14 protein-coding genes, 12 tRNA genes, 3 rRNA genes and 1 pseudogene are annotated in these 26,664 nt (G+C 41.2%); 1 reads left to right on the top strand and 29 read right to left on the bottom strand.

The annotated features are described in order from the left end of the window. Positions 1-99 precede the first annotated feature (99 nt). The 28 genes and pseudogenes from ACZ5OK_RS00580 to ACZ5OK_RS00445 all read right to left on the bottom strand — a co-directional run bounded on the left by ACZ5OK_RS00580 (position 100) and on the right by ACZ5OK_RS00445 (position 24,597). Complete coding sequence (locus tag ACZ5OK_RS00580) at positions 100-1,113, bottom strand: S66 family peptidase (protein WP_343842788.1); 1,014 nt, start codon at positions 1,111-1,113, stop codon at positions 100-102. Positions 1,114-1,261: 148 nt separating this feature from the next. Then, complete coding sequence (locus ACZ5OK_RS00575) at positions 1,262-2,062, bottom strand: nucleotidyltransferase domain-containing protein (protein WP_464758240.1); 801 nt, start codon at positions 2,060-2,062, stop codon at positions 1,262-1,264. Between the two features lie 399 nt (positions 2,063-2,461). Then, positions 2,462-3,535 carry a hypothetical protein gene (locus ACZ5OK_RS00570; RefSeq protein WP_343842783.1) on the bottom strand — a complete coding sequence of 358 codons (1,074 nt, stop codon included), beginning with the start codon at positions 3,533-3,535 and terminating at the stop codon, positions 2,462-2,464. A 445-nt stretch (positions 3,536-3,980) separates the two neighbouring features. Next, entirely contained in the window at positions 3,981-4,283 is a 303-nt protein-coding gene (locus ACZ5OK_RS00565; protein ID WP_343842781.1) for a hypothetical protein, read from the bottom strand. Between the two features lie 240 nt (positions 4,284-4,523). Next, positions 4,524-7,602 (bottom strand): annotated as a pseudogene (gene ileS, locus ACZ5OK_RS00560) (isoleucine--tRNA ligase). Between the two features lie 947 nt (positions 7,603-8,549). After that, positions 8,550-10,355 (bottom strand): glutamine--fructose-6-phosphate transaminase (isomerizing), encoded by a 1,806-nt coding sequence (gene glmS, locus ACZ5OK_RS00555; RefSeq protein WP_343842778.1) that lies wholly within the window; start codon positions 10,353-10,355, stop codon positions 8,550-8,552. Between the two features lie 517 nt (positions 10,356-10,872). Continuing rightward, a complete protein-coding gene (gene glmM, locus ACZ5OK_RS00550) occupies positions 10,873-12,228 on the bottom strand; it encodes a phosphoglucosamine mutase (protein WP_343842775.1) in 1,356 nt (451 codons plus the stop codon). A 139-nt stretch (positions 12,229-12,367) separates the two neighbouring features. Then, positions 12,368-13,594, bottom strand: coding sequence for a CdaR family protein (locus ACZ5OK_RS00545; RefSeq protein ID WP_343842772.1), 1,227 nt, complete (start codon positions 13,592-13,594; stop codon positions 12,368-12,370). Next, on the bottom strand, positions 13,587-14,405 hold the full coding sequence (gene cdaA / locus ACZ5OK_RS00540; protein WP_343842769.1) for a diadenylate cyclase CdaA: 819 nt from the start codon (positions 14,403-14,405) through the stop codon (positions 13,587-13,589). Before cdaA ends, ACZ5OK_RS00545 begins: the two co-directional genes overlap by 8 nt. 365 nt (positions 14,406-14,770) lie before the next feature. Next, positions 14,771-15,391: an anti-sigma factor gene (locus tag ACZ5OK_RS00535; protein WP_343842767.1), complete on the bottom strand. Its 621-nt coding sequence runs from the start codon at positions 15,389-15,391 to the stop codon at positions 14,771-14,773. 12 nt (positions 15,392-15,403) lie between these two features. Further along, positions 15,404-15,967: an RNA polymerase sigma factor SigW gene (sigW, locus tag ACZ5OK_RS00530; protein WP_343842764.1), complete on the bottom strand. Its 564-nt coding sequence runs from the start codon at positions 15,965-15,967 to the stop codon at positions 15,404-15,406. Between the two features lie 331 nt (positions 15,968-16,298). Continuing rightward, entirely contained in the window at positions 16,299-17,195 is an 897-nt protein-coding gene (rocF, locus tag ACZ5OK_RS00525) for an arginase (RefSeq protein WP_343842761.1), read from the bottom strand. A gap of 467 nt (positions 17,196-17,662) precedes the next feature. Beyond that, a tRNA-Ala gene (locus ACZ5OK_RS00520) sits at positions 17,663-17,738 on the bottom strand. 21 nt (positions 17,739-17,759) lie between these two features. Then, positions 17,760-17,834, bottom strand: a tRNA-Gly gene (locus ACZ5OK_RS00515). A gap of 119 nt (positions 17,835-17,953) precedes the next feature. Further along, positions 17,954-18,026: transfer RNA gene (locus tag ACZ5OK_RS00510), tRNA-Lys, on the bottom strand. Position 18,027: 1 nt separating this feature from the next. Beyond that, positions 18,028-18,102 (bottom strand) — tRNA-Gln (locus ACZ5OK_RS00505). A gap of 5 nt (positions 18,103-18,107) precedes the next feature. Next, positions 18,108-18,194 (bottom strand) — tRNA-Tyr (locus tag ACZ5OK_RS00500). A gap of 23 nt (positions 18,195-18,217) precedes the next feature. Continuing rightward, positions 18,218-18,293: transfer RNA gene (locus tag ACZ5OK_RS00495), tRNA-Thr, on the bottom strand. 17 nt (positions 18,294-18,310) lie between these two features. Further along, positions 18,311-18,386, bottom strand: a tRNA-Val gene (locus ACZ5OK_RS00490). Positions 18,387-18,435: 49 nt separating this feature from the next. Further along, a tRNA-Glu gene (locus ACZ5OK_RS00485) sits at positions 18,436-18,507 on the bottom strand. Between the two features lie 37 nt (positions 18,508-18,544). Continuing rightward, positions 18,545-18,617, bottom strand: a tRNA-Thr gene (locus ACZ5OK_RS00480). Positions 18,618-18,621: 4 nt separating this feature from the next. Then, positions 18,622-18,696 (bottom strand) — tRNA-Asn (locus ACZ5OK_RS00475). A gap of 13 nt (positions 18,697-18,709) precedes the next feature. Next, positions 18,710-18,825, bottom strand: a 5S ribosomal RNA gene (gene rrf / locus ACZ5OK_RS00470). Positions 18,826-19,020: 195 nt separating this feature from the next. Continuing rightward, positions 19,021-21,950: ribosomal RNA gene (locus ACZ5OK_RS00465) — 23S ribosomal RNA — on the bottom strand. Between the two features lie 73 nt (positions 21,951-22,023). Further along, positions 22,024-22,096, bottom strand: a tRNA-Ala gene (locus ACZ5OK_RS00460). A gap of 9 nt (positions 22,097-22,105) precedes the next feature. After that, a tRNA-Ile gene (locus ACZ5OK_RS00455) sits at positions 22,106-22,182 on the bottom strand. A gap of 95 nt (positions 22,183-22,277) precedes the next feature. Continuing rightward, positions 22,278-23,841, bottom strand: a 16S ribosomal RNA gene (locus ACZ5OK_RS00450). The 16S, 23S and 5S rRNA genes sit together here with 12 tRNA genes alongside, the layout of an rRNA operon. 525 nt (positions 23,842-24,366) lie before the next feature. Beyond that, entirely contained in the window at positions 24,367-24,597 is a 231-nt protein-coding gene (locus tag ACZ5OK_RS00445) for a hypothetical protein (protein WP_044153240.1), read from the bottom strand. Between the two features lie 488 nt (positions 24,598-25,085). Between ACZ5OK_RS00445 and ACZ5OK_RS00440 the strand changes: the two genes are divergently transcribed. Further along, entirely contained in the window at positions 25,086-25,847 is a 762-nt protein-coding gene (locus tag ACZ5OK_RS00440) for a polysaccharide deacetylase family protein (RefSeq protein ID WP_343843859.1), read from the top strand. 55 nt (positions 25,848-25,902) lie between these two features. On the opposite strand, the gene ACZ5OK_RS00435 is transcribed toward ACZ5OK_RS00440, so the two are convergent. After that, positions 25,903-26,547 (bottom strand): KinB-signaling pathway activation protein, encoded by a 645-nt coding sequence (locus ACZ5OK_RS00435; protein ID WP_343843857.1) that lies wholly within the window; start codon positions 26,545-26,547, stop codon positions 25,903-25,905. Between the last annotated feature and the right edge of the window lie 117 nt (positions 26,548-26,664).

Genomic DNA, 26,664 nt, shown 5'->3' with positions numbered 1-26,664 from the left:
GTCTGCATCATTTTTTCTTTTTATCTTGCAACTCCCCTTGAATCTCCATTCAGATTTATAGAAGGACACCATTTTGTTGAAAAGGGGAGTTACTCTTTTTTAGTTAAAGGTTTGTAATACAGTACCTTTTCCATTATCGACTTCTATTTCAGCGAATGCTCCATTTATCAAAGTAATTTGTGGTGGTACATGACCACAATCAATATCGTATATTATAGGAATTTGGAGTTCGTCAGAAAGCTCTTTATAAACATCGTCAACTGTATAATTTCTGACAGGTGTATTAGCTGAACTCCTTCCAAACATAATACCATTACAATTATTAAACCAACCAGCCAATTTCATTTGTATTAGAGATCTACGTAAGTCAGTGGTCGGTAACTCACAATTTTCGAGAAACCATATGACTGAATCTCCTGCAATATAGTTATTTTTAAAATGCTGTACATCCCCGTATGGTGTACCAATTAAATGTCTTATCGTATCAATACATCCACCAAGTAATCTTCCTCGAACCTTAACTTTATGATTTGCAGTTGACTTCCAGTAAGTATTCTCTGTTAGATTGAAAATATGAGGAGTGGGTTTATCAAATTGCCATTCTTTTTGATATTTTTCTGATGAACGTTGTAGAATTGATTCGCCTTTTTGGGTAGATAAAACAGATTGCCACATTGCAGTCGTACCATCAGAATAATCCCCTCTTAAATCTACTAAATTTGTTCCATGAGCAGTAGCTATACCTGTATTTAAGGTAATAGCTAACAATAGTAAACTAATGTCAGAATAGCCCAAGACCCATTTGTTCTGTATTTTTTTAAAGTCGATATATTCAAGCGTTTCAATAAGTAGTTCTCCACCCCAGGGAGGAATAATAATGTTAATATCTTCGTTAAACATCATATCATTAAATTCTTCTGCTCGTTTTTTTGCAGATGCAGACTTTGCCTTATCCTGAGTCCAAGGTGTGTCACCACATTCAATGTGGAAACCCTTCTTTTCCATACTTTTAAACGCTGAATGTAGCAATTCATGTAATTCACTTGGCACTCCTGATGATGGTGCAGTTACTCCTATAGTCATACCTTTTTCTAAGAATGGATATTGGATCAATTTTACGCCTCCCATTTTGAATATTAGGTTAATAGAATGAACTAATTACCTACTCCATTGTATAAGTATCCATACACAAATTATAGGTCTTATACTAACATAGCGGTCTGATAAAGTTTATTTCTTACATTACTTTGCTTTCTCTAACTTAAACCTTACTGCCTTTTCCTTCCCTCTTTTGCTGGTTTAACAGGGTTATCATCATTCTTATAAATGGAACTGCTTGGGAATTCTTTTCCACCTTGGATTCTATCCAATCGATTTCATTACTCAATAAGTTAATTAAGTAATATACCGCCTTTTTATGAGAATTAGGTGTTATATACATGAAAATTGTTTGTACTTTATCCAGCTGAATAGGAGGTAATTGTGATTCAAGACTTTTTAATCCTAATTGAGCTTTTTCAGGTCTATATCTATGTAACAACACTTTAGATAGGTTGACCATAACGTGTTGCAACATCTCCACAGCCCATAAGTCATTTCTCCTTTGTTTTGCCTTATTATATTGAAATAGATACCAAGCAACATCATAAGCACAACCACTAAACTCCTCTACGGAAAGAAGCAAATTTTGAGTGGATTGAAATTTAGTTAGTCTTCCTTCTGGATCATATAACACATGGAAAAAATCCTTTTCTTTGAAACTCTTTTCTGTAACAGTAAATAAATCTACATGAAGGAGATTGTCAAAAACTGCTATTATTTGAGGTGCAATGATAAAAAAATCTTCATAAAACAATATCTTTCTATAAGACTCTAAATGCATTAATCGTTGTGTCAAAAATTTCTCTTCATCTTCTTCGTCTACCAAGCAGTAAAGGTCAACATCCGAATATTCATCATATTCCCCTCTTCCCATTGAGCCTTTTAAGAAGATTGCCTTTACAAGTTTATCCTTCATTAAACTATGTGAAATGGCCTTAACAGCATCTTCCTGCTTCATCATTACCCTCCTAACCTAAAAATAAATATTACGCCATTATATTCCATTTATTTAGAATAATCAATAGCTAATTCTCTTAGAAAGGAACTTAGTTTTACAAAACTCTCACCAACGTAATTCTACCTTTTTCATCCTATTGTTCTCCACTTTAAACTTTCCCTCCCACTCCCACATGCTATTTCAGTATATTAACCATAAAAAAGAACCGAGATAACGTACCATCGATACGCTCCCGATTCTAATTGGAGTATTACATAAAGCCCGATACATACCTGCCTCCACTTCCCCTTCTTTGTAAAACTTACTTACATCTTTGAAAGGGAAAAAATAAGAGTTGCACCTTTAAAATAGGTGTAATAATAGGTGTAACATTAACTTATAGGGTAAATTTATCTAAAACGATTAAAAAGTTAAACATGAATTTTCAAGCTCTTTTAAACATACTATTAGTCTATTTTTAATAATGTCTTCATCACCCATTTGCTGTAAAGTCTTATAACCTATATCTTTCTCGTTCAAAACTTCGAGATGTTCATAAGTTTCTAATAAAATCCATAAGATATATTCGCTCATTATCCACTTAGTCAAACTCACATTATTTCCTGTATAACCTTTTATAAATCCATCTGCAATTTCTCTCATTTTATTCGCATTTTGACTATAGGAACTACTCCGATATCTTGGTGCATTAGAATAAGCAGGAAGGAGGAATTTATAACAAAAAACAAAATAGCCCGCATATTTTAAATCGAAATCTAACCTTGGAAATGGATCAATTATCGAAACATTATCTAAATTAAGTATTATATTTTCTGGTGTTACATCTTGATTAACTAATGAAATTCGTTGCTGATTCCTGCGTCGTTGTCCGATTATGTTTAAAATCTTATCCGCAACAATTTCAGTATCAAAGTTTAAATTAGTAGAAATTAATTTCTTTAATACATTTATGTAAAAGTCGTTATCATCTTGCCAAATTTGGTTAGCTTCCTTTTGTATTTCCCCTTCAAGATGTATCCCACACCATTTTAAAGTACCAAATCCTTTTATATCGTGGGGATTACTGTGCATAACACTAAAAAAGTCTCCTAATTTTTCTCCAACCGAAAAGGCTTCGGTATGATTTAAACTTTGAAGTGTATTTCCTTTCCCCATAAAACTTTCTATAGTAAATACTAATGATTCATCTAAATAGTAATCAAAAAATGTAGGACAAATGTTAAAGTAACACTTATTAGCATACTGGTAATAAACTTTTGTAGATTCATATTCAGAAATCAAATCATTCTCTTTATATTCTTGTAAATGCCCATATGCCACCTTCTTCTTAATTCTTATTACAATGTCCTCTTCAAATTCCCTTTCTATTTTATATACATTATGCCAAGCACCTTCACCAATTTTGGAAATTTGTTTGTTCTGTATATTTTTTAAATCCAATTTTTGGATAGCCTTAGTAAGATAATCACATTTCATTGCTAAAATTTCCCCTCTAATATCTGTACACTTTATACAAGCGTCTTAGACATAAATGTTAGTATAAACCCAAATCTCATAATGACTTAGAGCATTTTCTATTATATTTTCGTATTGGTTGGACAAAGGCCTCTCCCCCTCAATTACTTGTTTTGGTAATATAACTATCTTTTTGGTTTAAGCACACAAACCTTACTAAAGAAAGAAAGGTAGTCATATAAGTTGTCAAGGTCTTTCTTTAATAATCAAATTTAAAATAGCTTGCTTCCTTCGTTTATCAATTTGTTGCAACAGTTGTTCATTCCGTTCAAATAAAGGCCTGAAACTATCTGATACATCAACACTCATTGGTCTCCAAGATGGATTTTTTCGTGGACTGCGTCTAATTCCAGCTTTCGTCAACTTTCTATCTCCCCTCTATGAAAATAATCTCTACACTACCTTTTTAATTAATGCCCCTATTAATGATATTGTCGTTTTGCTTCATTACCTGCTCGGTATGTGGATCTACGCCAACTTCACCAAACCTTACTCTCGGTTCTTTAGTCACTATTTTTAATCGCTTGCTTTTACCCGATTCACTTTTATCTTTCGCTATTAGATTTTTACGTTCATCCAAAGTTTCTCTCAGCATTGATTCAATTTGTTCTAACTTAGCATTCGTTTCATTTTGATGCGAGGATACCTCTTCATTGAGTTCTTCTATGCCATCCAAAATTAGATCCAACTTTTTCTCTATATCACTCATAATTAAACCTCGCTTTCCAAAACTTCAATTATTCATTAAATAATAACATAATTATCCATTTATGGCGGATTTAGTTCTTGTTTCAAATTTTTAAAACTATTAAATCGAGAAATTGATGATTCTGAACATTTTGCGGAAGAGCCTACACCTTCTATATATTTAAACCATAAATCGGTTAGCGGACAATCCCTAAAAAAGACCAGATAGTTATTGTTTTCCACTGGTCTTTTAGGGTCAACTTTATGACTTAATGTACAGTTGAACCTCATGCCCTTCTACTTTGAAACTTATCATATCTGGTTTACTTTCAAAATGAACTGCATTTATTATTAGGTTTTTTTGCACTAATTCATCAAATTTAATCAATACTTCTTGAAGCTGTAAATCAGTCTGAACAAAAAGATCTACTCGTAATTCAACTGGAAGATTTAATTCCTTCCGATATGTCTGAACAGCCCGAACAAATTCCCTTACTAATCCTTCTTCTTTTAATTCTTGCGTCAAATTAGTATCTAATAGAGCTATGAATTTACTCCCTTCCAGCAATTCAAAACCATTTTTTCCTTTTTTCTCAATAAGTATGTCATCCGAATTAAGAGTGATAGTTTCCCCTGAATTTAATAATAACTGTATTTCTCTATTTTCAAGAAATTTTCCCTTCTCGTAATCGTCTAACACATCAACTTTATTTTTAACTTCGCCTACTGTTTTGCCTACCTTTGGCCCAACTACTGAGAAATTCAATTTGAAATCAACCTGTAACAAATCTTGATAATCATTCTTAAAAATTACTTCTTTTATATTCATTTCATCTTTTATAATAGATACATACTTTTGCAACTGAGATAGAGTGGTTTCTTCTGTCGGGACTACAACCAATTGAGCTAATGGTTGTTTGGTTTTTATTCCAACTTTATTTCTAAGGGATCTTGTTAGCTCTATTATTTGTAAGACAACATCCATATTCTTTTCTAATTGTTTATTAATTTGCGTTTCATCTGGTTGAGGGTAATCAGATACATGCACACTATCTTTCACTAAATTTGAGTATATATCTTCTGTAACAAAAGGTGTATAAGGAGCCATTAGTTGCGTGAGCTTCTTTAAGACCTCAAATAAGGTGCTAAATGCCGATCTTTTATCATCAGTCATACCACTACTCCAAAACCTTTGTCTGGAACGTCTTACATACCAATTACTAAGTTCATCAACAAACGTTGCAATGGATCTTGCCCCTTTTGTTACATCATAATCATCTAAACTTTGGACAACTTCCCTAATAACAGTATTTAATCTTGAAAGAACCCATTTATCGAGAGTTGTTCGAGTTCCACCCATGTCACTATCTGGATTAAATTGATCAATTTCTGCATACATGGAGTAAAAAGAATAAACGTTTAAAAGTGTATCAATTACTTTAGACTTAGCATGACTAACAGTCTTTTTGGAAAAGCGTTTATTATTCCATGGTGAACTGTCAGCTAACAACGCCCATCTTAAAGAATCAGCACCAAACTCATTAATTAGCTCAGTAGGGTTCAAGGCATTACCCTTACTTTTTGACATCTTTTGTCCATTTTCATCTAAAATATGTCCTAAAGAAAGGACACGTTTATAAGGTGATTGTCCTGTAAACAGAGTAGAAACCGCCAATAAGCTGTAGAACCATCCTCTTGTTTGGTCAACACCCTCAATTACTACATCAGCAGGAAATTGCTTTTTAAACATATCTTTATTTTCAAATGGATAATGATATTGAGCAAATGGCATGGAGCCACTATCAAACCATACATCAATAACTTCGCTTGTTCTAACCATTGTACCGCCACAAGAGCAAGTTAGATGTACTTTATCTACGTATGGTTTATGCAACTCTATATCTTCTGGCAATTCTTCTATAGAAAGCTCTCTTAATTCTTTAACAGAATGCGGGGCTTTTTCTTTACTGCAATCTTGACAAACCCAAACGTTTAGCGGAGTTCCCCCAATATCTGTTTCTTCCAATATTCCAGTCCACCATGTTATCCAAAAAGTTTCCAAACCTTCCATCCTTCATGTGAGAAGGAAACCACTCGACCCCTTGGTTATTTGATTGCATGTTTTCCTTAACTGCTGTTGTCTTAATAAACCAACCCTCCATGGCATAGTAAAGAAGAGGACTGTCGCATCTCCAACAATGGGGATAACTATGTTCATACTTTTGCTTATCGAATAAAAGGTTTTGCTTCGATAGCATTTTGATAATTTCTACGTCACAATCTTTTACAAATTGTCCTGCAAGTGGGGCTACATATTCCTTATAACGACCTTTGGAATCAACAACATTTACATAATCAAATTGGTTATCCTTAATTGCCTTGTAATCATCTTCTCCATGGGCAGGTGCTATATGCACAATACCAGTTCCACTTGTATCAGTAACAAAATCTGCACCGAGAACTTTATGTCCATTGGTTACTGCGACATAATTAAAAGGCGGTTCGTAAGAGAGACCAATTAAATCTTTTCCTTTCATAACTTCCAAAATCTCATAATCCTCCCTCATAACAATGGAAGCCAAAGACTCTGCAAGAACAAATATTTCTGACCCTTGTCTAACTCGTACATAATTCATATTAGGATTTACAGCAACAGCAACATTACCTGGTAATGTCCATGGTGTCGTTGTCCAACCTAAAAGATATTCATTTGAAGTTCCCTTTAATCGAAATTTGGCTGTAACGGATAAATCAGAAACATCTTTATACCCTTGTGCAACTTCGTGAGAACTAAGTGAAGTCTCGCAATGTGGACAATAAGGTACAACCCTGTGTCCTTTATATAAATAACCCTTTTCATGTATAGTGGATAGGATATTCCAGACAGACTCAATATACTCGTTGTTTAAGGTTACATAAGGATCTTCCATATCTACCCAATAACCAAGAGCCTCAGTAAATTGTTTCCATTCATTTTCATAGGCAAAGACACTTTCTTTACATTTCTGAATAAAATTTTCTATTCCGTACTCCTCAATTTGATCCTTACCACGAATATTCAATTGTTTTTCAACTTCTAATTCCACAGGTAAGCCATGTGTATCCCAACCCGCTTTTCTTAAAACCTGATAACCAGACATTGTTTTGTACCTCGCTACAAAGTCCTTGATTGTTCTCCCAAGGGCATGACCTGCATGTGGCAATCCATTTGCAGTTGGAGGCCCTTCATAAAAAACATAGGTCTCCCTTCCTTCTCGGTTAGATATAGAACGTTCGAACGTTCCATCCTTTTCCCATTTTTCACGAACCCTTAATTCCCTTTCTACACTGGACTCCTTCAACATTATCACCTCATTATAATTAAAAAAACTCGACCCTACATACGTAGAATCGAGTTTATATATAAATATATAATCTTCCTTTAACAAAATAAAAAAACCATAGTAGTGGTTTTTATCAGTTCATTACACTACGTACTATCATACGTGTTCTGGATATCGGTAGAATGCCGTCAAAGTTTAAAAGCCCTTTCAACTTTGCTTCTCGGAGAGGATTTTCATTATGGTCTTAACATTGACTTCCAGCAAATCGTCAACTCTCTGTAGATAAGATAAACATAACTACTCTTTCTCGTCATCAAATTATTTATTAAATTATATAAATGATAACTAACAGTGATTTAAAAGTCAACTTACAATTTTACATTAATTAGCAATCCTTTCCTATTTACCCTATCCCTTATCTTCTACTATATGCCTTTGGAACTAAGTTTTACAAAACCCCTCCCTCCCCCGCAACACCCTCTCCCACTTGCCCTCACGCCCTTTTCTCCCCCTAAATATCCCCTTTCAATTTAACTAAGTTTTACAAAGAAAACCGCTATTTCTTACAGAAATCAGGCGAAAAACATGCGATGAAATATTGAAAAATGGAACTCGGTTTTACAAAACAGAATAGAAATTAAGGAGGCAATAGAGATAAGGTTTAAGGATTAACAGGGGATTTTCTTGCGTTTTCCCACGCTTTTCTTCACGCTTTTTTCTCCTGCTTGGATGGCTTTAATCCCTTACGTCATCTATCTTTCCAGGCTTTCACCCAATAAAAAAAGAACCGAGAAGGCGTACCAACGGTACGCTCCCGATTCTGATTAGAGTGATACATAAGAACCGATACATAAGTGCCTCCGCTTTCCCTTCTTTGTAAAACTTACTTACATCTTGTAAGAAGAGTTACATTTTTGAAAAGAAGAGTTGCGGGGAGACACCCGCACTCTCATTCACGTTATTCCTTATTCAACCGTAACACTTTTCGCCAAATTCCGTGGTTTATCTACGTCGCAATCACGATGCAGGGCTGCATAGTAAGCAATTAACTGCATAGGGACTACCGAAGCCAGTGGTGTCAGCAGTTCATGCACTTTTGGTACCACAAATGTATCGTTTTCCTCATCTAAGCCTTCCATACTGATTATACAGGCATTGGCTCCACGAGCAACAACCTCCTGCACATTGGCACGGATGGAGTAATTCACATTTTCCTGAGTGGCAATAGCGATTACTGGTGTTCCTTCTTCAATTAAAGCAATGGTTCCATGCTTTAATTCACCACCAGCAAAGCCTTCTGCCTGAATATAGGAGATTTCTTTAAGCTTTAGTGCTCCTTCCTGACCGACAAAATAATCAATGCCACGGCCAATGAAGAAAGCATTTCGTGTTGTCTCTAAAAATTCCGAGACAATCTTTTCAATTTCTTCCTTCTGATCACACAGGGTTTCCATAGCAGAGGAAACAATTGCAAGCTCCTGCAGTGGATCGAAATCAAGGTCAATCCCTTTTGCTTTAGCTGTATCCACAGCAAGGATGGCTAACACAGAAATTTGCGCTGTGTATGCTTTGGTAGAAGCAACTGCAATTTCCGGCCCTGCATGAAGATGAAGGGTATAATCCGCTTCACGAGAAAGGGTAGATCCCGGAACATTCGTAATCGTAAGGGCTGGATGACCCATCTCTTTAATCTGAACAAGTACAGAACGACTGTCCGCTGTTTCCCCACTTTGGGAAATAAAGATGAACAGTGGTTTTTCACTTAGTAAAGGCATGTTATAGGAAAACTCACTGGCTACATGAACCTCAACAGGAACATTGGCCAGCTTTTCAATCATCTGCTTTCCAACAAGTCCTGCGTGGTAACTTGTTCCTGCAGCAATAATATAGACACGATCTGTATCCAGCATAGCCTGACGAATGTCAGAATCTAATTTAATCTCATCCTGTTCATCACGATATTCCTGAACAATTTTACGGATGACAGTTGGCTGTTCGTCAATTTCTTTAAGCATAAAGTGTGGGTAGGTACCCTTTTCAATATCACTGGCATCAATTTCAGCTGTAAACGGTTCTCTTTCAATTTCATGACCATCCAGATCCTGAATGGTTACCTGATCACGTCTTACCATGACTGCCTCTTTATCCATAAGCTCTACAAAACGATCTGTTACCTGAAGCATGGCTAAAGAGTCACTGGATACAACGTTAAAGCCATCCTCGCCCAGGCCAACTAAAAGCGGGCTTTTGTTTTTCGCTACATAGATTTGGTCTGGATCCTGTTCATCCATTAAAGCAATTGCGTAAGACCCATCAAGTAAACGTACCGCTTCACGGAACGCTTTTTCCACATCGTTATATTGTTCACTGAGCTTTTCAACCAGTTGAACGATAACCTCTGTATCTGTCTCACTCTTTAATTGAACATCCTTCAAGTATTCATCGCGTAAAGCTGTATAGTTTTCGATGACGCCGTTATGCACAAGGGTAAAGCGGCCAGACGCACTTTGATGTGGATGAGCATTTTCCACACTTGGCGCTCCGTGTGTGGCCCATCGTGTATGGCCGATTCCCATCGTTGCATGAACGTTTTCATCTACTTCCTCGCGTAAAGCTGCAATTCTCCCTTTCACTTTAAAAAGGTGAACTCCGTTATTATTCAGAACTGAAATACCAGCTGAGTCATAGCCACGGTACTCAAGTTTTTGCAATCCATTTAACAGAATTTCCTTTGTATCCTGCTGTCCGATATATCCTACAATTCCACACATATTTGTTTCCTCCCTTTTAAGAAAGAGGCAAACAAAGTACTATTTTAACAATAGGGGCGATGTTTGCCCCCTTCTCGTGTTAAGTTAACGTCCGCTCATCTTGTTTTAAACGTTTGTGCAAAGAGTCACCTCTTTGTTTTTCGTTTAAAACGTACGGTTGAGATGATGGCAACCGGGAGGCATCCGCCGAAATCTCGATGAACCTCCTCCTCGTCAACTATTTCCTCCCTTGGGATAAGGAATATGATCTAATTTTCCTTAGTGTGCTCCAGTAAAATCAATACAATCCCTGCTCCCTAATTGGAAATAGTCCTGGCGCTTTTTAAAGAAATGATAAACTGCAATCCTCCTTTTCCATTCCTGAATGCTATCTTTGATTTTTGGTTAAAAAATAAAGATCACTAATATTTTATCGAAAAAGAAAAGTATGCGTCAATATAATTTTTATATAAAGGCCTCTACACAATCACTAATAAAATATGCGCAGGTACCCTTTTTTGTGATACCTGCGCATATCCTACTCTTCCTTCATTCCTAATTGCTGCTGAACAACGGCTGATACTTGGTCCACATACCTTTCACAATCTTCCCGTGTCGGTGCTTCCACCATAACACGAACAAGCGGCTCGGTACCTGATGGACGAACAAGTACACGACCGTCGTTTCCAAGAATGTCCTCCACCTTTTGAATTTCTTCCTGAATGCGCTGATTGGTATGGATCTGATGTTTATCAACCACTTTTATATTTTTTAGTTCCTGTGGAAATTTCTCCATTTCCGCCGCTAATTCTGATAAAGGCTTCCCGGTATCCTTCATCACATTTACTAATTGCAGGGCAGAAAGCATTCCATCACCAGTTGTCGTATAATCAAGAAAAATGATATGACCTGATTGCTCACCGCCAAGATTGTAATCATTCTTCCTCATTTCTTCCATTACGTAACGGTCACCCACGGCTGTTTTCACACTGGAAATATCATGGTTCTCTAACGCTTTATAAAGTCCTATATTGCTCATTACTGTAGAGACTACCGTATTCTGCTTAAGACGTCCTGTTTCCATTAAGTATTTTCCGCATATATACATAATTTTGTCGCCATCGATAATATTTCCCTTTTCATCAATTGCAATAAGTCTGTCTCCATCTCCGTCGAAGGCTAGACCCACATCTGCTTCCTTTTCCAGAACAACCTCCCGTAATGCTTCAGGATGGGTGGAACCTACTTTATCATTGATATTTAATCCATCTGGTGAGGTTCCAATCGTTGTAATGTCAGCTTCAAGGTCCGCAAATAAGTGAGGAGCAAGAGAGGATGTCGCACCATGTGCACAATCCAGAGCTATATGCATATCCTCAAAATCAAAGTCTATGGTTTGTTTCAAATACTGAAGATACTTTTGACCGCCTTCAAAATAATCATTCACCTGTCCGATTTCAGCACCAATAGGTCGTGGCAGATCATCCTCCTCACGGTCCATGAGTTCTTCAATTTCAGCTTCCTGCTCATCAGTCAGCTTAAACCCATCAGGTCCAAAAAATTTAATTCCGTTATCCTCAACAGGATTATGGGAAGCGGAGATCATTACTCCCGCATGTGCTTCTATCGCTTTTGATAAATAGGCAACTCCAGGAGTCGAGATTACGCCAATACGCATCACTTCAGCTCCAATAGACATCAAACCGGCTATAAGAGCTCCTTCCAGCATATGACCGGAGATACGGGTGTCACGGCCAATTAACACCTTTGGCTGACTATCGCTCATTTTTGTTAATACATATCCGCCATAGCGGCCAACTTTAAAAGCCAGCTCTGGTGTTAAGTCTTTATTTGCTATGCCTCTGACACCATCCGTACCAAAATACTTTCCCATTTATAATCGCTCCTTCGTCCTTATTTCAAAGCGCAAAGGCATGGTTAGCCCAAGCATGAGACCATTTGTTCTAAACTTAAGGCTATGTCCTTTATGCGCAAGGCTTTTTCATTTTATCCTGCTAGTTCTTACATTCTATTTATTCAATTCGAACTCGTGCATAATTGAAATTTGCTGTGTAATCAAAGCCTTCAGGACCATTAATTTGGATTTCAGCGTCAAATTCACCTTCATAATAACCCTGTACATCGATCGTAGCAGTAAAGTCCTCCGCTGTAATTTCCTGAAGCTGCTTCTCGGTACCCATTACCGTAACTGTGATTGCCTGGTTTTCAGGCTCAATAAACGTAATATCACGGCCTTCTTCCAAACCATTTACCTGAACAGGTATGTCCTCCAGTATTTTTTCAACGGTTTCTTCAACGTCGATTTGGGCTTGTACAGTGGACGGTTCCACTCTTGTTAACCCTGATGGCAGCGGAACATCTATTTCAACCGAGCCATCCTTCTCAAAGGATGACAGGTCCACCGTTAAGTTTGAAATCTCTTTTACATCTTTCAGGAGAGATTCCTGTCCAAAAACAGTGACTGTTTCAGGTTTGGTTGATATGGATTGTAAGCTTAATCCATTCGGAAGTTCTCCTTTTGTCTGTACGGATAATGGGACCTCTTTTTGTCCCCCTTCAACCGGAATATCAACTTGTACAGTTGATGGGTCTACAAAAACGTTTAATTCGTTCCCCTGCTCATCATAGACTTTTACAGGGGCGTTATCAACACTAATTTTTTCCCCATCTATTTTATTCAGGTCAACAATGGCTTTTACCATCGCTATTTTATCAACCTCGGATTTCCCTCCCGTTACTTCTACAGTTTCCGGGTCAACGGAAGGATCACCTAAAATCATTCCTTCATTTAACTGATCCTGATTAAGGATATCTACTTCTGCATTAAATTCTTTTGTTGCTCTTTCTTCAATGACCACCTCAATGGTCTGAGGTTCAATATTAACCGATAAATTATTTGAAAATCCCTGATGCTGAACCCTCACATCATGTTTACCAGGCTCAAGCTTTTCCAAATCAACGAATACATTAAAAGCCCTTACTCTTTCTGTTGTCGTTACGATACCTCCCGATCCCTCAATCGAAACATTAACGGTTTGAGGAACCCCTCGTACAACATATTTTTCCTCATCCATCCGAACCTGTAAAGGAATATTACTCATCGTTGCTGTTTCACTGGAGCTCTTTGGAAGCAATGCACTCGCTTCATTATCGCTCAAACTTACAGATACATATAAACCTATAGCCAGAAGTAATGAAATGATTCGAATAAACCAAGGGGACTTTAGCCACTTATCCATTCTTCTTCCCCCTCCAGTTCCAGCTTTTTGATGTCTGAGCAAACTCAGGGTTTAATTCGCTCGTCAAAATTTCCCTTAATGCATTTTCTTCTAAATCACGATGCAATTCTCCGTTTTTGGTACAGGAAATGGCTCCTGTTTCTTCAGATACAATAATAGTTAATGCATCGGTTACTTCGCTGATCCCTAATGCTGCACGATGGCGCGTTCCCAGCTCCTTGGAAATAAAGGGGCTTTCGGACAACGGAAGATAACATGCAGCTGCTATCACTTCATTTCTTTTAATTATAACAGCACCGTCATGTAATGGGGTATTCGGAATAAAAATATTCGTCAAAAGTTCGCTCGTCAGATTTGCATTAATTTTAATCCCGGTTTCCACATAATCACTCATACCGGTTTCTCTTTCAATGGATATAAGAGCACCGATTCGACGCTTCCCCATATATTTACAGGATTTAATGATTGCCTCTATCGACTCCTTCATTTCCTCTTCCTCAGAATGCGTGTTTCTTGAGAAGAACTTTCCTCGACCCAATTGTTCCAAAGCTCTTCTTAATTCTGGCTGGAAGAGAATAATGATGGCGAGAGGACCAAACATCATGGTTTGCCACATTAGCCATTGAACCGTCTGCAACCCTAAAAGGGAGCTGCCAAAAAAAATGGCTAAGATGACAAATATTCCTTTTAACAGCTGAACAGCCTTCGTTCCCTGAATCAGCATAAATAGTTTATATAAAACGAACCATACGAGGGTGACATCCACAACAATTCGTAAAAGTTCTACGAAATTAAATCCCCCATCAAGCATGCGCACACTTCCTTCTACCGTTGTTTTTCATTGTGACGAAGTAAAACATCATTCGACAAATCACCATCACTATGTAGTTAAATCCTGAACTTCCCTTATTATACCATATTTCCCTATAGCCATAACCCTTTAAACCTCAAAGTGAACAATCTTAGAACAAAGGATACACGACAAAAACTGTGTGGGTCGTTGTTGACTTATTGTACAGATGCAGGAAGTCTCGTTGAGTGCTGGAGCCGGACGTGATCTCCCCTGATTTCCTGTCCGCTCCTCTGCCATTTGACTATTTTCTATACCACGTGAAAAATGACCGCTTGATTAGCGGCCATTTTTTTATGGAAGTCCAAGTTAATAGCTTCTTGTCGTTAAAAGGGGATAATATCACCAGAAACCTCTTTTAAATGGTACCAGACCCATTCAAAAACCTGATTCACTTCCTCAATCTGACCTGTCACTTCTCCAGCCGAAGCCCGTAAAGCATTTCTATTTTTTACTTTCCCATTGATCAGTACAAGATTGCCCTGCAGTTTTCCTTCAATTTGAACATCTCCATTTTTCACAACCAGGTCTCCACTGATTGTCCGGCCTTCCGGGATAATAACCGTATCATCTTCAATAACAATCCCTTCCTGCTTTGAAACCGTCAATTGTCCATCCTGGCTCCACTGGGTTACAACACTGGAAAACATCAGAATAAAAAAGATAGCAGCGGCGGTAAAAATCGGGTGCGCCTTCAGCCATTTTCTGTAACTTACAGATTTCTTCTCCCTTGGAAGTTTATTCATGACCTGTTGCACAAAGTCATCGGGAGCTTGCACATGAGAAGGACTCTCAAGCAGTGCTTCCGTTCGCTTTAATTCATGAAAGTGTGATTGACAGGACTTACATTGCATCAAATGCTGTTTTAGCTCATCCTCTTCGTCCTTCAGAATTTCATGATCCAGATATTTATGCATTAACTCAATATAGCGCTTTGAACAGCTCAAGGTATCACCCCTTTACAAATCGCGAAGCTTTTTCCGCAAAGCTTCTCTTCCCCGATGTATTCGAGTTTTAACTGTACCCATCGGCATCTCCAGTGCTTCACTAATTTCCTGCAGCGATAAATCATCGACATAGCGAAGAGAAATAACCGATCGATATTTTTCAGGTAAGGATAAAATTTGTTTTTGAATGTAATCATTAAGCTCCATACTCTCTACTTTTTCCTCTGGTAAGGGTTCATCCATAGAAAGCTGTGAATACATCGTTAATCCTTCTGTTCCTTTAACCTCGGCATCTAAATAATAATCAGGTTTCTTTTTTCGTATTCGATCAATCGATAAATTTGTTGCAATTCGATATAACCAGGTGGAAAATTTACGTTTTTCGTCAAAGGAGTGGATGTTTGTATAAGCTCTCACAAAAGCCTCCTGGGCAATATCTTCTGCTTCATGTAAATTTCCGAGCATTCGATAGCATATCTGAATAACTTTATTTTGGTAAAAGTTAACGATATCTTCAAATGCGGATTGATCTCCCTTTTTAACCTGTCGAATTTTTTGTTTAATTATCGTTTCCATCCCTGTACCTCCGCTAGATCTGCGGGTTCTCTATATGTACGAACACCAGACAAATCAGGTTTCATTTTTATAAAATTTTTTATCATGTTGTTCGTTTTATCCATTGGAAGTGATTTATATAAAGTGAAACTTCCATCAGTGGGGCTTTTCTTCATCCCCCACTGATGGTTAGTTGAACTTATTAGGAATTTACTGGCCATTTATCCCCCCACTTAGTACTGTTGGGGTACCCTCAAGACCTGAAGTGGGGGTATTATGGCCAGTTAATGCGTGATAAAAATTCAGCAACCTGTGCAAAGACAAGTTGCTGACGTTTGTTATACAGCTATAATTATAACAATTTTTCCCCAAACAGAGAACCCATTAAATCAACGGCGACAGAGGCTGTTTTATTTTTTTCGTCTAATATTGGGTTCACCTCCACAAATTCTGCTGAGGTAATAATATTTGCTTCCGAGAGCATTTCCATGGCTAAGTGACTTTCTCTAAAGCTTAGCCCGCCTACAACAGGCGTCCCTACTCCCGGTGCATCCTGTGGATCTAATCCATCCAAATCCAGACTTAAATGAACCTGATCTGTTCGCTCCTTCAAATACTCAATTGTATCATTCATTACTTGAGTCATACCCAGCCGATCTACTTCATGCATGGTGTACACCTTTATTCCTTTATCCTTTATGAGCTTCTTTTCTCCTTCATCCAAAGATCTTGCTCCTACAATAACAATGTTTTCCGGACGTATTTTCGGAGCATACTTTCCGATTTGAGTCAGTTTTTCGTTTCCTATCCCTAAACTGACCGCAAGCGGCATTCCGTGAATATTTCCTGATGGGGACGTTTCTCCGGTATTTAAATCTCCATGGGCATCATACCAGATGACTCCGAGGTTTTCTGCATGCTTGGCGATCCCTGCAAGGGTACCAATAGCGATACTATGGTCACCTCCCAAAACTAAAGGAAAATGACCTCTTGCTGCTGTTTCGTCCACAACCTTGGTTAGACGGATATTTCCTTCCGATACTTCATCTAAATTTTTCAGCCCCTTATCATCAGGACGGTTTCCCGGATTAGGAATATCAATATCTCCTAAGTCTTCTATCATATAATTCAACTTTTCGAGACGATCCATTACCCCTGCATACCTGATGGCACTGGGACCCATATCAACCCCACGGCGATTCTGGCCCAAATCCATCGGTACTCCAATTAATGATATATATTTGTTCATACTTCTCCCCCTCCTCAGTTATCACTATTTTAGATACAAAGGAGACGATGTTTCAACCTGACAAAATTATGTATATATATACGGTGAGAAAAAAAGTGAAGGGCGGTTTAGATCAGATGGCTGTGAGGGAATATGATTGATGCTGACAGACGTTGGAGGCCTTTAGAAGTGTTGATGATTCCTGCATAATGAAGTGGTTTAATAACTAATGATTCACTGAGCGATACACCATTTTTACCTACCTGTTTCTAATTAATCTTCCTATTCCATATAGGATCTCCTGCTTGAATATAACTATTCTTTGGTAAACCAAAATTCTTTATAACGCTATTGTGTGTTATCGCAGGGTGATGGAGCAGGACGCGGCTTGCTGATTTCATATCCATAAATCAGTTATTTTATAATTTCGTACACAAAAAAACTGTCACGGAAAATTCGAGACAGTACACTGTTCAATATTTATATTCTGGTGGAGCCTAGCGGGATCGAACCGCTGACCTCCTGCGTGCAAAGCAGGCGCTCTCCCAGCTGAGCTAAGGCCCCTTAATATATAATCATTTCTTCTGGAGCGGAAGACGGGATTCGAACCCGCGACCCCCACCTTGGCAAGGTGGTGTTCTACCACTGAACTACTTCCGCAAAAAGAAAAATGAGCCATGGAGGATTCCGACGCCCCCCGGCTAGTCCTTGTTTCCTACCTTTATATCAATAGATAACAAGGGGAACCGCAGGTGAGAATCCAACCATAACTTCCTTGATGAGCCATGGAGGATTCGAACCTCCGACCCTCTGATTAAAAGTCAGATGCTCTACCAACTGAGCTAATGGCTCATGGCTGGGCCAGCTGGATTCGAACCAGCGCATCACGAGATCAAAACCCGTTGCCATACCGCTTGGCTATGGCCCAAAATATGGTGGAGGGGACAGGATTCGAACCTGTGAACCCAAAGGGAGCGGATTTACAGTCCGCCGCGTTTAGCCAGACTTCGCTACCCCTCCATTGATAACAATAGAGTTTAAAATGGTGCCGGCCAGAGGACTTGAACCCCCAACCTACTGATTACAAGTCAGTTGCTCTACCAGTTGAGCTAGGCCGGCATATTTAAAGAGATATATGGTGGAGGATGGCGGGCTCGAACCACCGACCCCCTGCTTGTAAGGCAGGTGCTCTCCCAGCTGAGCTAATCCTCCGACAAAGGATAATGCCTGTTTTTTTCAGCATCCATCCTTATATTTACGATGACCCGTACGGGATTCGAACCCGTGATACCGCCGTGAAAGGGCGATGTCTTAACCACTTGACCAACGGGCCATTCAAAATAAAATTTATCCTTGAAAAGTTTCCAAAGAGCTTCCAGCCGGACTTGAACCGGCGACCTCTTCCTTACCATGGAAGCGCTCTACCGACTGAGCTATGGAAGCATTATGGCTCCACCGGTAGGATTCGAACCTACGACCGATCGGTTAACAGCCGATTGCTCTACCTCTGAGCTACGGTGGAATTGTTTTAATTGGCCCAGCAGCGTCCTACTCTCGCAGGGGAAGAACCCCAACTACCATCGGCGCTGGAGAGCTTAACTACTGTGTTCGGAATGGGAACAGGTGTGACCTCTCCGCCATCGCCACTGGACTTTGGCTTGATCGTTCTGCGTTGTTCATACAAATGAGCGCTTTTAGCAGAACTTCCTTATCATTATTAGCTTTGGTGACTAGCACCTTCAAAACTAGATAAGAAAGGCAATCATGTGAGCAGGCAGTGGTTTATAAATCCGTCTGCGTTTTTTGTCCAGCTTCGACTTGCATGCGCTCGCCTGCGCTTTTCGTATAAGTTAAGTCCTCGATTGATTAGTATCCGTCAGCTGCACGTGTCACCACGCTTCCACCTCGGACCTATCTACCTCATCGTCTCTGAGGAATCTTACTCATTTAAAATGATGGGAAATCTCATCTTGAGGGGGGCTTCATGCTTAGATGCTTTCAGCACTTATCCCTTCCACACGTAGCTACCCAGCCGTGCTCCTGGTGGAACAACTGGTACACCAGCGGTGTGTCCATCCCGGTCCTCTCGTACTAAGGACAGCTCCTCTCAAATTTCCAACGCCCACGACGGATAGGGACCGAACTGTCTCACGACGTTCTGAACCCAGCTCGCGTACCGCTTTAATGGGCGAACAGCCCAACCCTTGGGACCGACTACAGCCCCAGGATGCGATGAGCCGACATCGAGGTGCCAAACCTCCCCGTCGATGTGGACTCTTGGGGGAGATAAGCCTGTTATCCCCGGGGTAGCTTTTATCCGTTGAGCGACGGCCCTTCCATTCGGTACCGCCGGATCACTAAGCCCGACTTTCGTCCCTGCTCGACTTGTAGGTCTCGCAGTCAAGCTCCCTTCTGCCTTTACACTCTGCGAATGATTTCCAACCATTCTGAGGGAACCTTTGGGCGCCTCCGTTACTCTTTAGGAGGCGACCGCCCCAGTCAAACTGCCCACCTGACACTGTCTCCGAACCGGATCACGGTTCTGGGTTAGAATGTCCGTACAGCCAGGGTGGTATCCCACCAGCGCCTCCACCGAAGCTAGCGCTCCGGTTTCGATGGCTCCCACCTATCCTGTACAAGCTGTACCAACATTCAATATCAGGCTACAGTAAAGCTCCACGGGGTCTTTCCGTCCTGTCGCGGGTAATGCGCATCTTCACGCATAGTATAATTTCACCGGGTCTCTCGTTGAGACAGTGCCCAAGTCGTTGCACCTTTCGTGCGGGTCGGAACTTACCCGACAAGGAATTTCGCTACCTTAGGACCGTTATAGTTACGGCCGCCGTTTACTGGGGCTTCGATTCAGAGCTTCGCCCGAAGGGCTAACTCATCCTCTTAACCTTCCAGCACCGGGCAGGTGTCAGCCCCTATACTTCGCCTTTCGGCTTCGCAGAGACCTGTGTTTTTGATAAACAGTCGCTTGGGCCTTTTCACTGCGGCTCATCCAGACCGAAGCCTGAACGAGCACCCCTTCTCCCGAAGTTACGGGGTCATTTTGCCGAGTTCCTTAACGAGAGTTATCCCGCTCACCTTAGGATTCTCTCCTCGCCTACCTGTGTCGGTTTGCGGTACGGGCACCCTCATCCTCACGAGAGGCTTTTCTTGGCAGTGTGAAATCAGGAACTTCGGTACTCTATTTCCCTCCCCATCACAGCCCGAGCTTACGATGAACGGATTTGCCTGCTCATCACTCTCACTGCTTGGACGTGCATATCCATCAGCACGCTTCCCTATCCTCCTGCGTCACCCCATTGCTCAAACGGATGAAAGGTGGTACAGGAATGTCAACCTGTTTTCCATCGCCTACGCCTTTCGGCCTCGGCTTAGGTCCCGACTAACCCTGAGCGGACGAGCCTTCCTCAGGAAACCTTAGGCTTTCGGTGGACAAGATTCTCACTTGTCTTTCGCTACTCATACCGGCATTCTCACTTCTAAGCGCTCCACCCGTTCTTCCGATCGGACTTCGCTGCGCTTAGAACGCTCTCCTACCATTGTACCAACGGTACAATCCGCAGCTTCGGTGATACGTTTAGCCCCGGTATATTTTCGGCGCAGAGTCACTCGACCAGTGAGCTATTACGCACTCTTTAAATGATGGCTGCTTCTAAGCCAACATCCTGGTTGTCTAAGCAACTCCACATCCTTTTCCACTTAACGTATACTTAGGGACCTTAGCTGGCGGTCTGGGCTGTTTCCCTCTCGACTATGAACCTTATCACCCATAGTCTGACTCCCAAGCTCAAGTTGTTGGCATTCGGAGTTTGACTGAATTCGGTAACCCGATGAGGGCCCCTAGTCCAATCAGTGCTCTACCTCCAAAACTCAATTCTTGAGGCTAGCCCTAAAGCTATTTCGGAGAGAACCAGCTATCTCCGTGTTCGATTGGCATTTCACCGCTACCCACACCTCATCCCCGCACTTTTCAACGTACGTGGGTTCGGGCCTCCAGTAAGTGTTACCTTACCTTCACCCTGGACATGGGTAGGTCACACGGTTTCGGGTCTGCGACCTCATACTCATACGCCCTGTTCAGACTCGCTTTCGCTGCGGCTCCACATCTTCTGCTTAACCTTGCATGAGATCGAAACTCGCCGGTTCATTCTACAAAAGGCACGCTGTCACCCATTAACGGGCTCCAACTACTTGTAAGCACACGGTTTCAGGTTCTCTTTCACTCCCCTCCCGGGGTGCTTTTCACCTTTCCCTCACGGTACTGGTTCGCTATCGGTCACTAGGGAGTATTTAGCCTTGGGAGATGGTCCTCCCGGATTCCGACGGAATTTCACGTGTTCCGCCGTACTCAGGATCCACTCCGGAGGAAACCAGGTTTGAATTACAGGGCTGTTACCTTCTTCGGCAGGTCTTTCCAGACCGTTTCATCTACCTGATTTCTTGGTAACTCCGTATGGAGTGTCCTACAACCCCAGAAGGCAAGCCTTCTGGTTTGGGCTGTTTCCCGTTCGCTCGCCGCTACTTAGGAAATCGCATTTGCTTTCTATTCCTCCGGGTACTGAGATGTTTCAGTTCCCCGGGTTACCTTCCTTACCCTATGGATTCAGATAAGGATACTGCCCCATTACGGACAGCGGGTTTCCCCATTCGGAAATCTCCGGATCAAAGCTTACTTACAGCTCCCCGAAGCATATCGGTGTTTGTCCCGTCCTTCATCGGCTCCTAGTGCCAAGGCATTCACCGTGCGCTCTTATTCACTTAACTTATAACGCACACGGACATCATTGTCCGTTGTCTGCTCTTGATTGCTTTCTTATCTAGTTTTCAAGGTGCTAAATGGAGCCTAGCGGGATCGAACCGCTGACCTCCTGCGTGCAAAGCAGGCGCTCTCCCAGCTGAGCTAAGGCCCCGTATTTACATGGTGGGCCTGAGTGGACTTGAACCACCGACCTCACGCTTATCAGGCGTGCGCTCTAACCGACTGAGCTACAGGCCCATGCATTATTTTGAAGAATCCTTCGATCCTTCAAAACTAAACAAAACAACCGAGTACGCTCTTTTTTGGTCACGAAGTGACCTTATCTTCCTTAGAAAGGAGGTGATCCAGCCGCACCTTCCGATACGGCTACCTTGTTACGACTTCACCCCAATCATTGGCCCCACCTTAGGCGGCTGGCTCCAAAAGGTTACCCCACCGACTTCGGGTGTTGCCAACTCTCGTGGTGTGACGGGCGGTGTGTACAAGGCCCGGGAACGTATTCACCGCGGCATGCTGATCCGCGATTACTAGCGATTCCGGCTTCATACAGGCGAGTTGCAGCCTGCAATCCGAACTGAGAATGGTTTTATGGGATTAGCTTCACCTCGCGGCTTCGCTGCCCTTTGTACCATCCATTGTAGCACGTGTGTAGCCCAGGTCATAAGGGGCATGATGATTTGACGTCATCCCCACCTTCCTCCGGTTTGTCACCGGCAGTCACCCTAGAGTGCCCAACTAAATGCTGGCAACTAAGGTCAAGGGTTGCGCTCGTTGCGGGACTTAACCCAACATCTCACGACACGAGCTGACGACAACCATGCACCACCTGTCACTCTGTCCCCGAAGGGAACCCTCTATCTCTAGAGGTAGCAGAGGATGTCAAGACCTGGTAAGGTTCTTCGCGTTGCTTCGAATTAAACCACATGCTCCACCGCTTGTGCGGGCCCCCGTCAATTCCTTTGAGTTTCAGCCTTGCGGCCGTACTCCCCAGGCGGAGTGCTTAATGCGTTAACTTCAGCACTAAGGGGCGGAAACCCCCTAACACCTAGCACTCAACGTTTACGGCGTGGACTACCAGGGTATCTAATCCTGTTCGCTCCCCACGCTTTCGCGCCTCAGCGTCAGTTACAGGCCAGAGAGTCGCCTTCGCCACTGGTGTTCCTCCACATATCTACGCATTTCACCGCTACACGTGGAATTCCACTCTCCTCTCCTGCACTCAAGCCTCCCAGTTTCCAATGACCCTCCACGGTTAAGCCGTGGGCTTTCACATCAGACTTAAGAAACCGCCTGCGCGCGCTTTACGCCCAATAATTCCGGACAACGCTTGCCACCTACGTATTACCGCGGCTGCTGGCACGTAGTTAGCCGTGGCTTTCTGGTCAGGTACCGTCAAGGTACAAGTAGTTCCTCTTGTACTTGTTCTTCCCTGACAACAGAGCTTTACGATCCGAAGACCTTCATCACTCACGCGGCGTTGCTCCGTCAGACTTTCGTCCATTGCGGAAGATTCCCTACTGCTGCCTCCCGTAGGAGTCTGGGCCGTGTCTCAGTCCCAGTGTGGCCGATCACCCTCTCAGGTCGGCTACGCATCGTTGCCTTGGTGAGCTCTTACCTCACCAACTAGCTAATGCGCCGCGGGCCCATCTGTAAGTGACAGCATAAAAGCCGTCTTTCAACTTCCGACCATGCGGTCGGAGGTGTTATCCGGTATTAGCCCCGGTTTCCCGGAGTTATCCCGATCTTACAGGCAGGTTGCCCACGTGTTACTCACCCGTCCGCCGCTCGTTCCACAAGTTTCATCCCGAAGGAATCAACTTGTTTCACGCGCTCGACTTGCATGTATTAGGCACGCCGCCAGCGTTCGTCCTGAGCCAGGATCAAACTCTCCAATAAATGTTGTCATCGCACATAAGAAGTGCTCAACTATTATCGAGAAACAAGTTTTCCTGTTACTCATAAAATGCTATTAAATAGCGAATTGACGTACTGGTTGTTTTGTTCAGTTTTCAAGGTTCGAAGTTTGTCGCCTCTCAAAACAGCGACTTTATTATAATAACAAATAGTTGTTTTAATGTCAACAATTTATTTTGTTGTTTTTTTGATTGCGTTGCCGTCTTTCCTGACGACGAAAATAAATTTACCATGGATTAATATGAATGTCAATACACTTTTTAAAAGAAAATTCAACAGAGATAAATACCAGATAAAATTCTTTTAAAAGCCTGTAAAAGTATATGCTGTTCTTTGATTTATACAGCTGATCTCTCTTTTGACTTATGCACTCTATTAATCATTAAAAACAGAGGAAATAACAATATCTGAGTGTTTGACTTAATTCCTCTCCCTTTCGACTTTTTTCAAAGCCAGAAATTATTATAATACGGTTTTCGTAGTATGACTAGTGGAAATTAAAGGTAATTATCCGGAATGCTTAGAAAAATGCTTAGACGGCATATACTTTAAACACTCCGATTTATTCGCGAATCTCTTAAATAATCGAAATAAAATCTCATAGCGTTCTCTCATCGCTCTTTTTACAACATGATCAATATTTCTGCTTTTTAGATCTAAGATTAGTTCTTCCATTTCTCGTTTCAATAAGTACTCGAATTCTTTTCTCTCCATATCATTTAACATCAGTCCATACATCTGTCATTCTCCTCATTCTTATTTTATATCCTTCATCTTCTCCATTTCAGGAACAATTTATGAGCAACAAAGGCGGAAGCGCCCGTTTGTCCAGCTACGGCTCGCAGGCCTAAGCGGTCGCCTTCGCTTTTAAATTAGCGACGTACGGACATAAAGTAAAACTACAATCAGTGGGGGTTCATTCCCCAGTGATTGTTAGTTGAACAAATCAGGTGTTTACTGGCTGTTGCCCCCATCTTACAGGGGTCTTACAGCCAGTTAACACGCGGAAAAGGAAACACGACGAACGGAGAGAGTCGATGTTGACTTATCGGACGGAGGTGAAGGAAGTCTCGCTAGTCGCTGGGCGTTGGAGCCGGACGTGGCCTCTCATGATTTCTTATACAGATAGTCTGAATTTATCTTTTCAAGGCAGGACCAAACTGTTACATAAGGGAGGACATGCCTTCATATAATAAGTTACACCGACCTGATAGGAGGGACAGAGAATGAAATCTAACTATAGAACCCATACACGTAACAAAAATCGGTGGTTCATCATATTCATCACCGCTTTTTTTGCGGCTCTCTATCTTTTTGCCGAAACAACGAGTTCTTTTTCGATAGTATCCAAAAAGGAAGAACCTAAAGCTTTTATCAAAAGTGGAGAGGAAGATTCGGATCAGCTATCCCTTACTTTTAACATAAGCTGGGGGCAGGAAAAGGTGTTTGATATTTTGGATATTTTAAAGCAGCAGGATATTCATGCCACCTTTTTTGTCAGTGGTGAATGGGCAGAACGTCATCCAAAGATATTGGGGCAGATAGCTGAGGATAATCACGAAATAGGAATGCTTGGCTATCGTTATAAAAGTTACGTGAAGCAGGATATGGAAGAAGTGAGAAAGGATTTATTAAAGGCGAAAGAGGTATTCCGGAAATTGGGCTACCCGGATATCAAGCTGTTAAGGCCCCCAAGCGGTCATTTTAATGAAGAGGTATTAAAAACGGTTGATCAATTGGGGTTGACGACCATTTACTGGAGCATAAATCCTGATGATTGGAAAAATCCCGGCACGAAAAAGATTGCCGAAACAATCCTGGATGAAGCTTCAGGCGGAGACATTATCCTGCTGCATGCTTCTGATGTTATTAAACATACGGGGTCTGCACTGAAGGAAACCATACCGAAACTTAAGAAGGACTTATCATTCGTCACTATTTCCGAGCTCATCTCTAACAGTTCATCGGAAAGTGAAGCCCTCAATTAAAACAAGGGCTGGGAAAACGTGTATTCTCCTCCGCTTTAGCCCAGCTCTTTAACTCTTATTTAACATTTGAATTTGTATTACGGCTCTGTGCAGTTACGGCCGGCTTTTCTTCATTGGGTCTTGTAAGCCGGTGGAGCTGCATTAATTGATATGTATTACAGACCAGTAGTGGTACAATCATAAGCCACATCCAGTCTACCTGATTCGTTCTTAACACCGGTACCCATTCAATAACCGTTACAACCACCATAAAGAAAACAGCAGGAAGAAAAGCTTTCTGATTTGTTTCCTTTGCCTTGAAATACGCCACGGCCATTCCATATAAAAATAGAACAAGCGCGGTTAAAACATATGGGCCCAGGTTTGCATCGTCCCCTGCACTCTGGTAAGGGAAATATACAAGATCAAACAAAACAAACGCAATGAGAACCATCTGAACAGGACGCCAGAATCCACGGAAAATATTCAATCCAAAGCGGTTCAGAAATAAATAAGCGAAGAATCCGGTCTGACTCACAACACTAAAAAGAAAGCCAATACCCATGAACCAGATGAGGGCACCAAACAACTCCCATACATTTATTGGGTCCATAAACATTGTGTATGAATCGGTTTTCACAAAAAAGCTTGTAACAATGGCAGCAATAGCACCTAAAAATAATGTTTTAAAAAATAAGTGAACCCACTTCTGAGTTGTCACAACATTTCCTCCTACAATACGTTTTCGTCCATTCTATCGTATTTTAACATGTTTTCACTAATATTTCCTATTTGTTAAACGTATAAATTCAAGGCTTATTCCCATATTAAAAAATAG

This window comes from Salinibacillus aidingensis (assembly GCF_055393355.1).
Note: the sequence above shows the minus strand (reverse complement) of the source record. Positions and strands in the feature narration are given on the sequence as shown.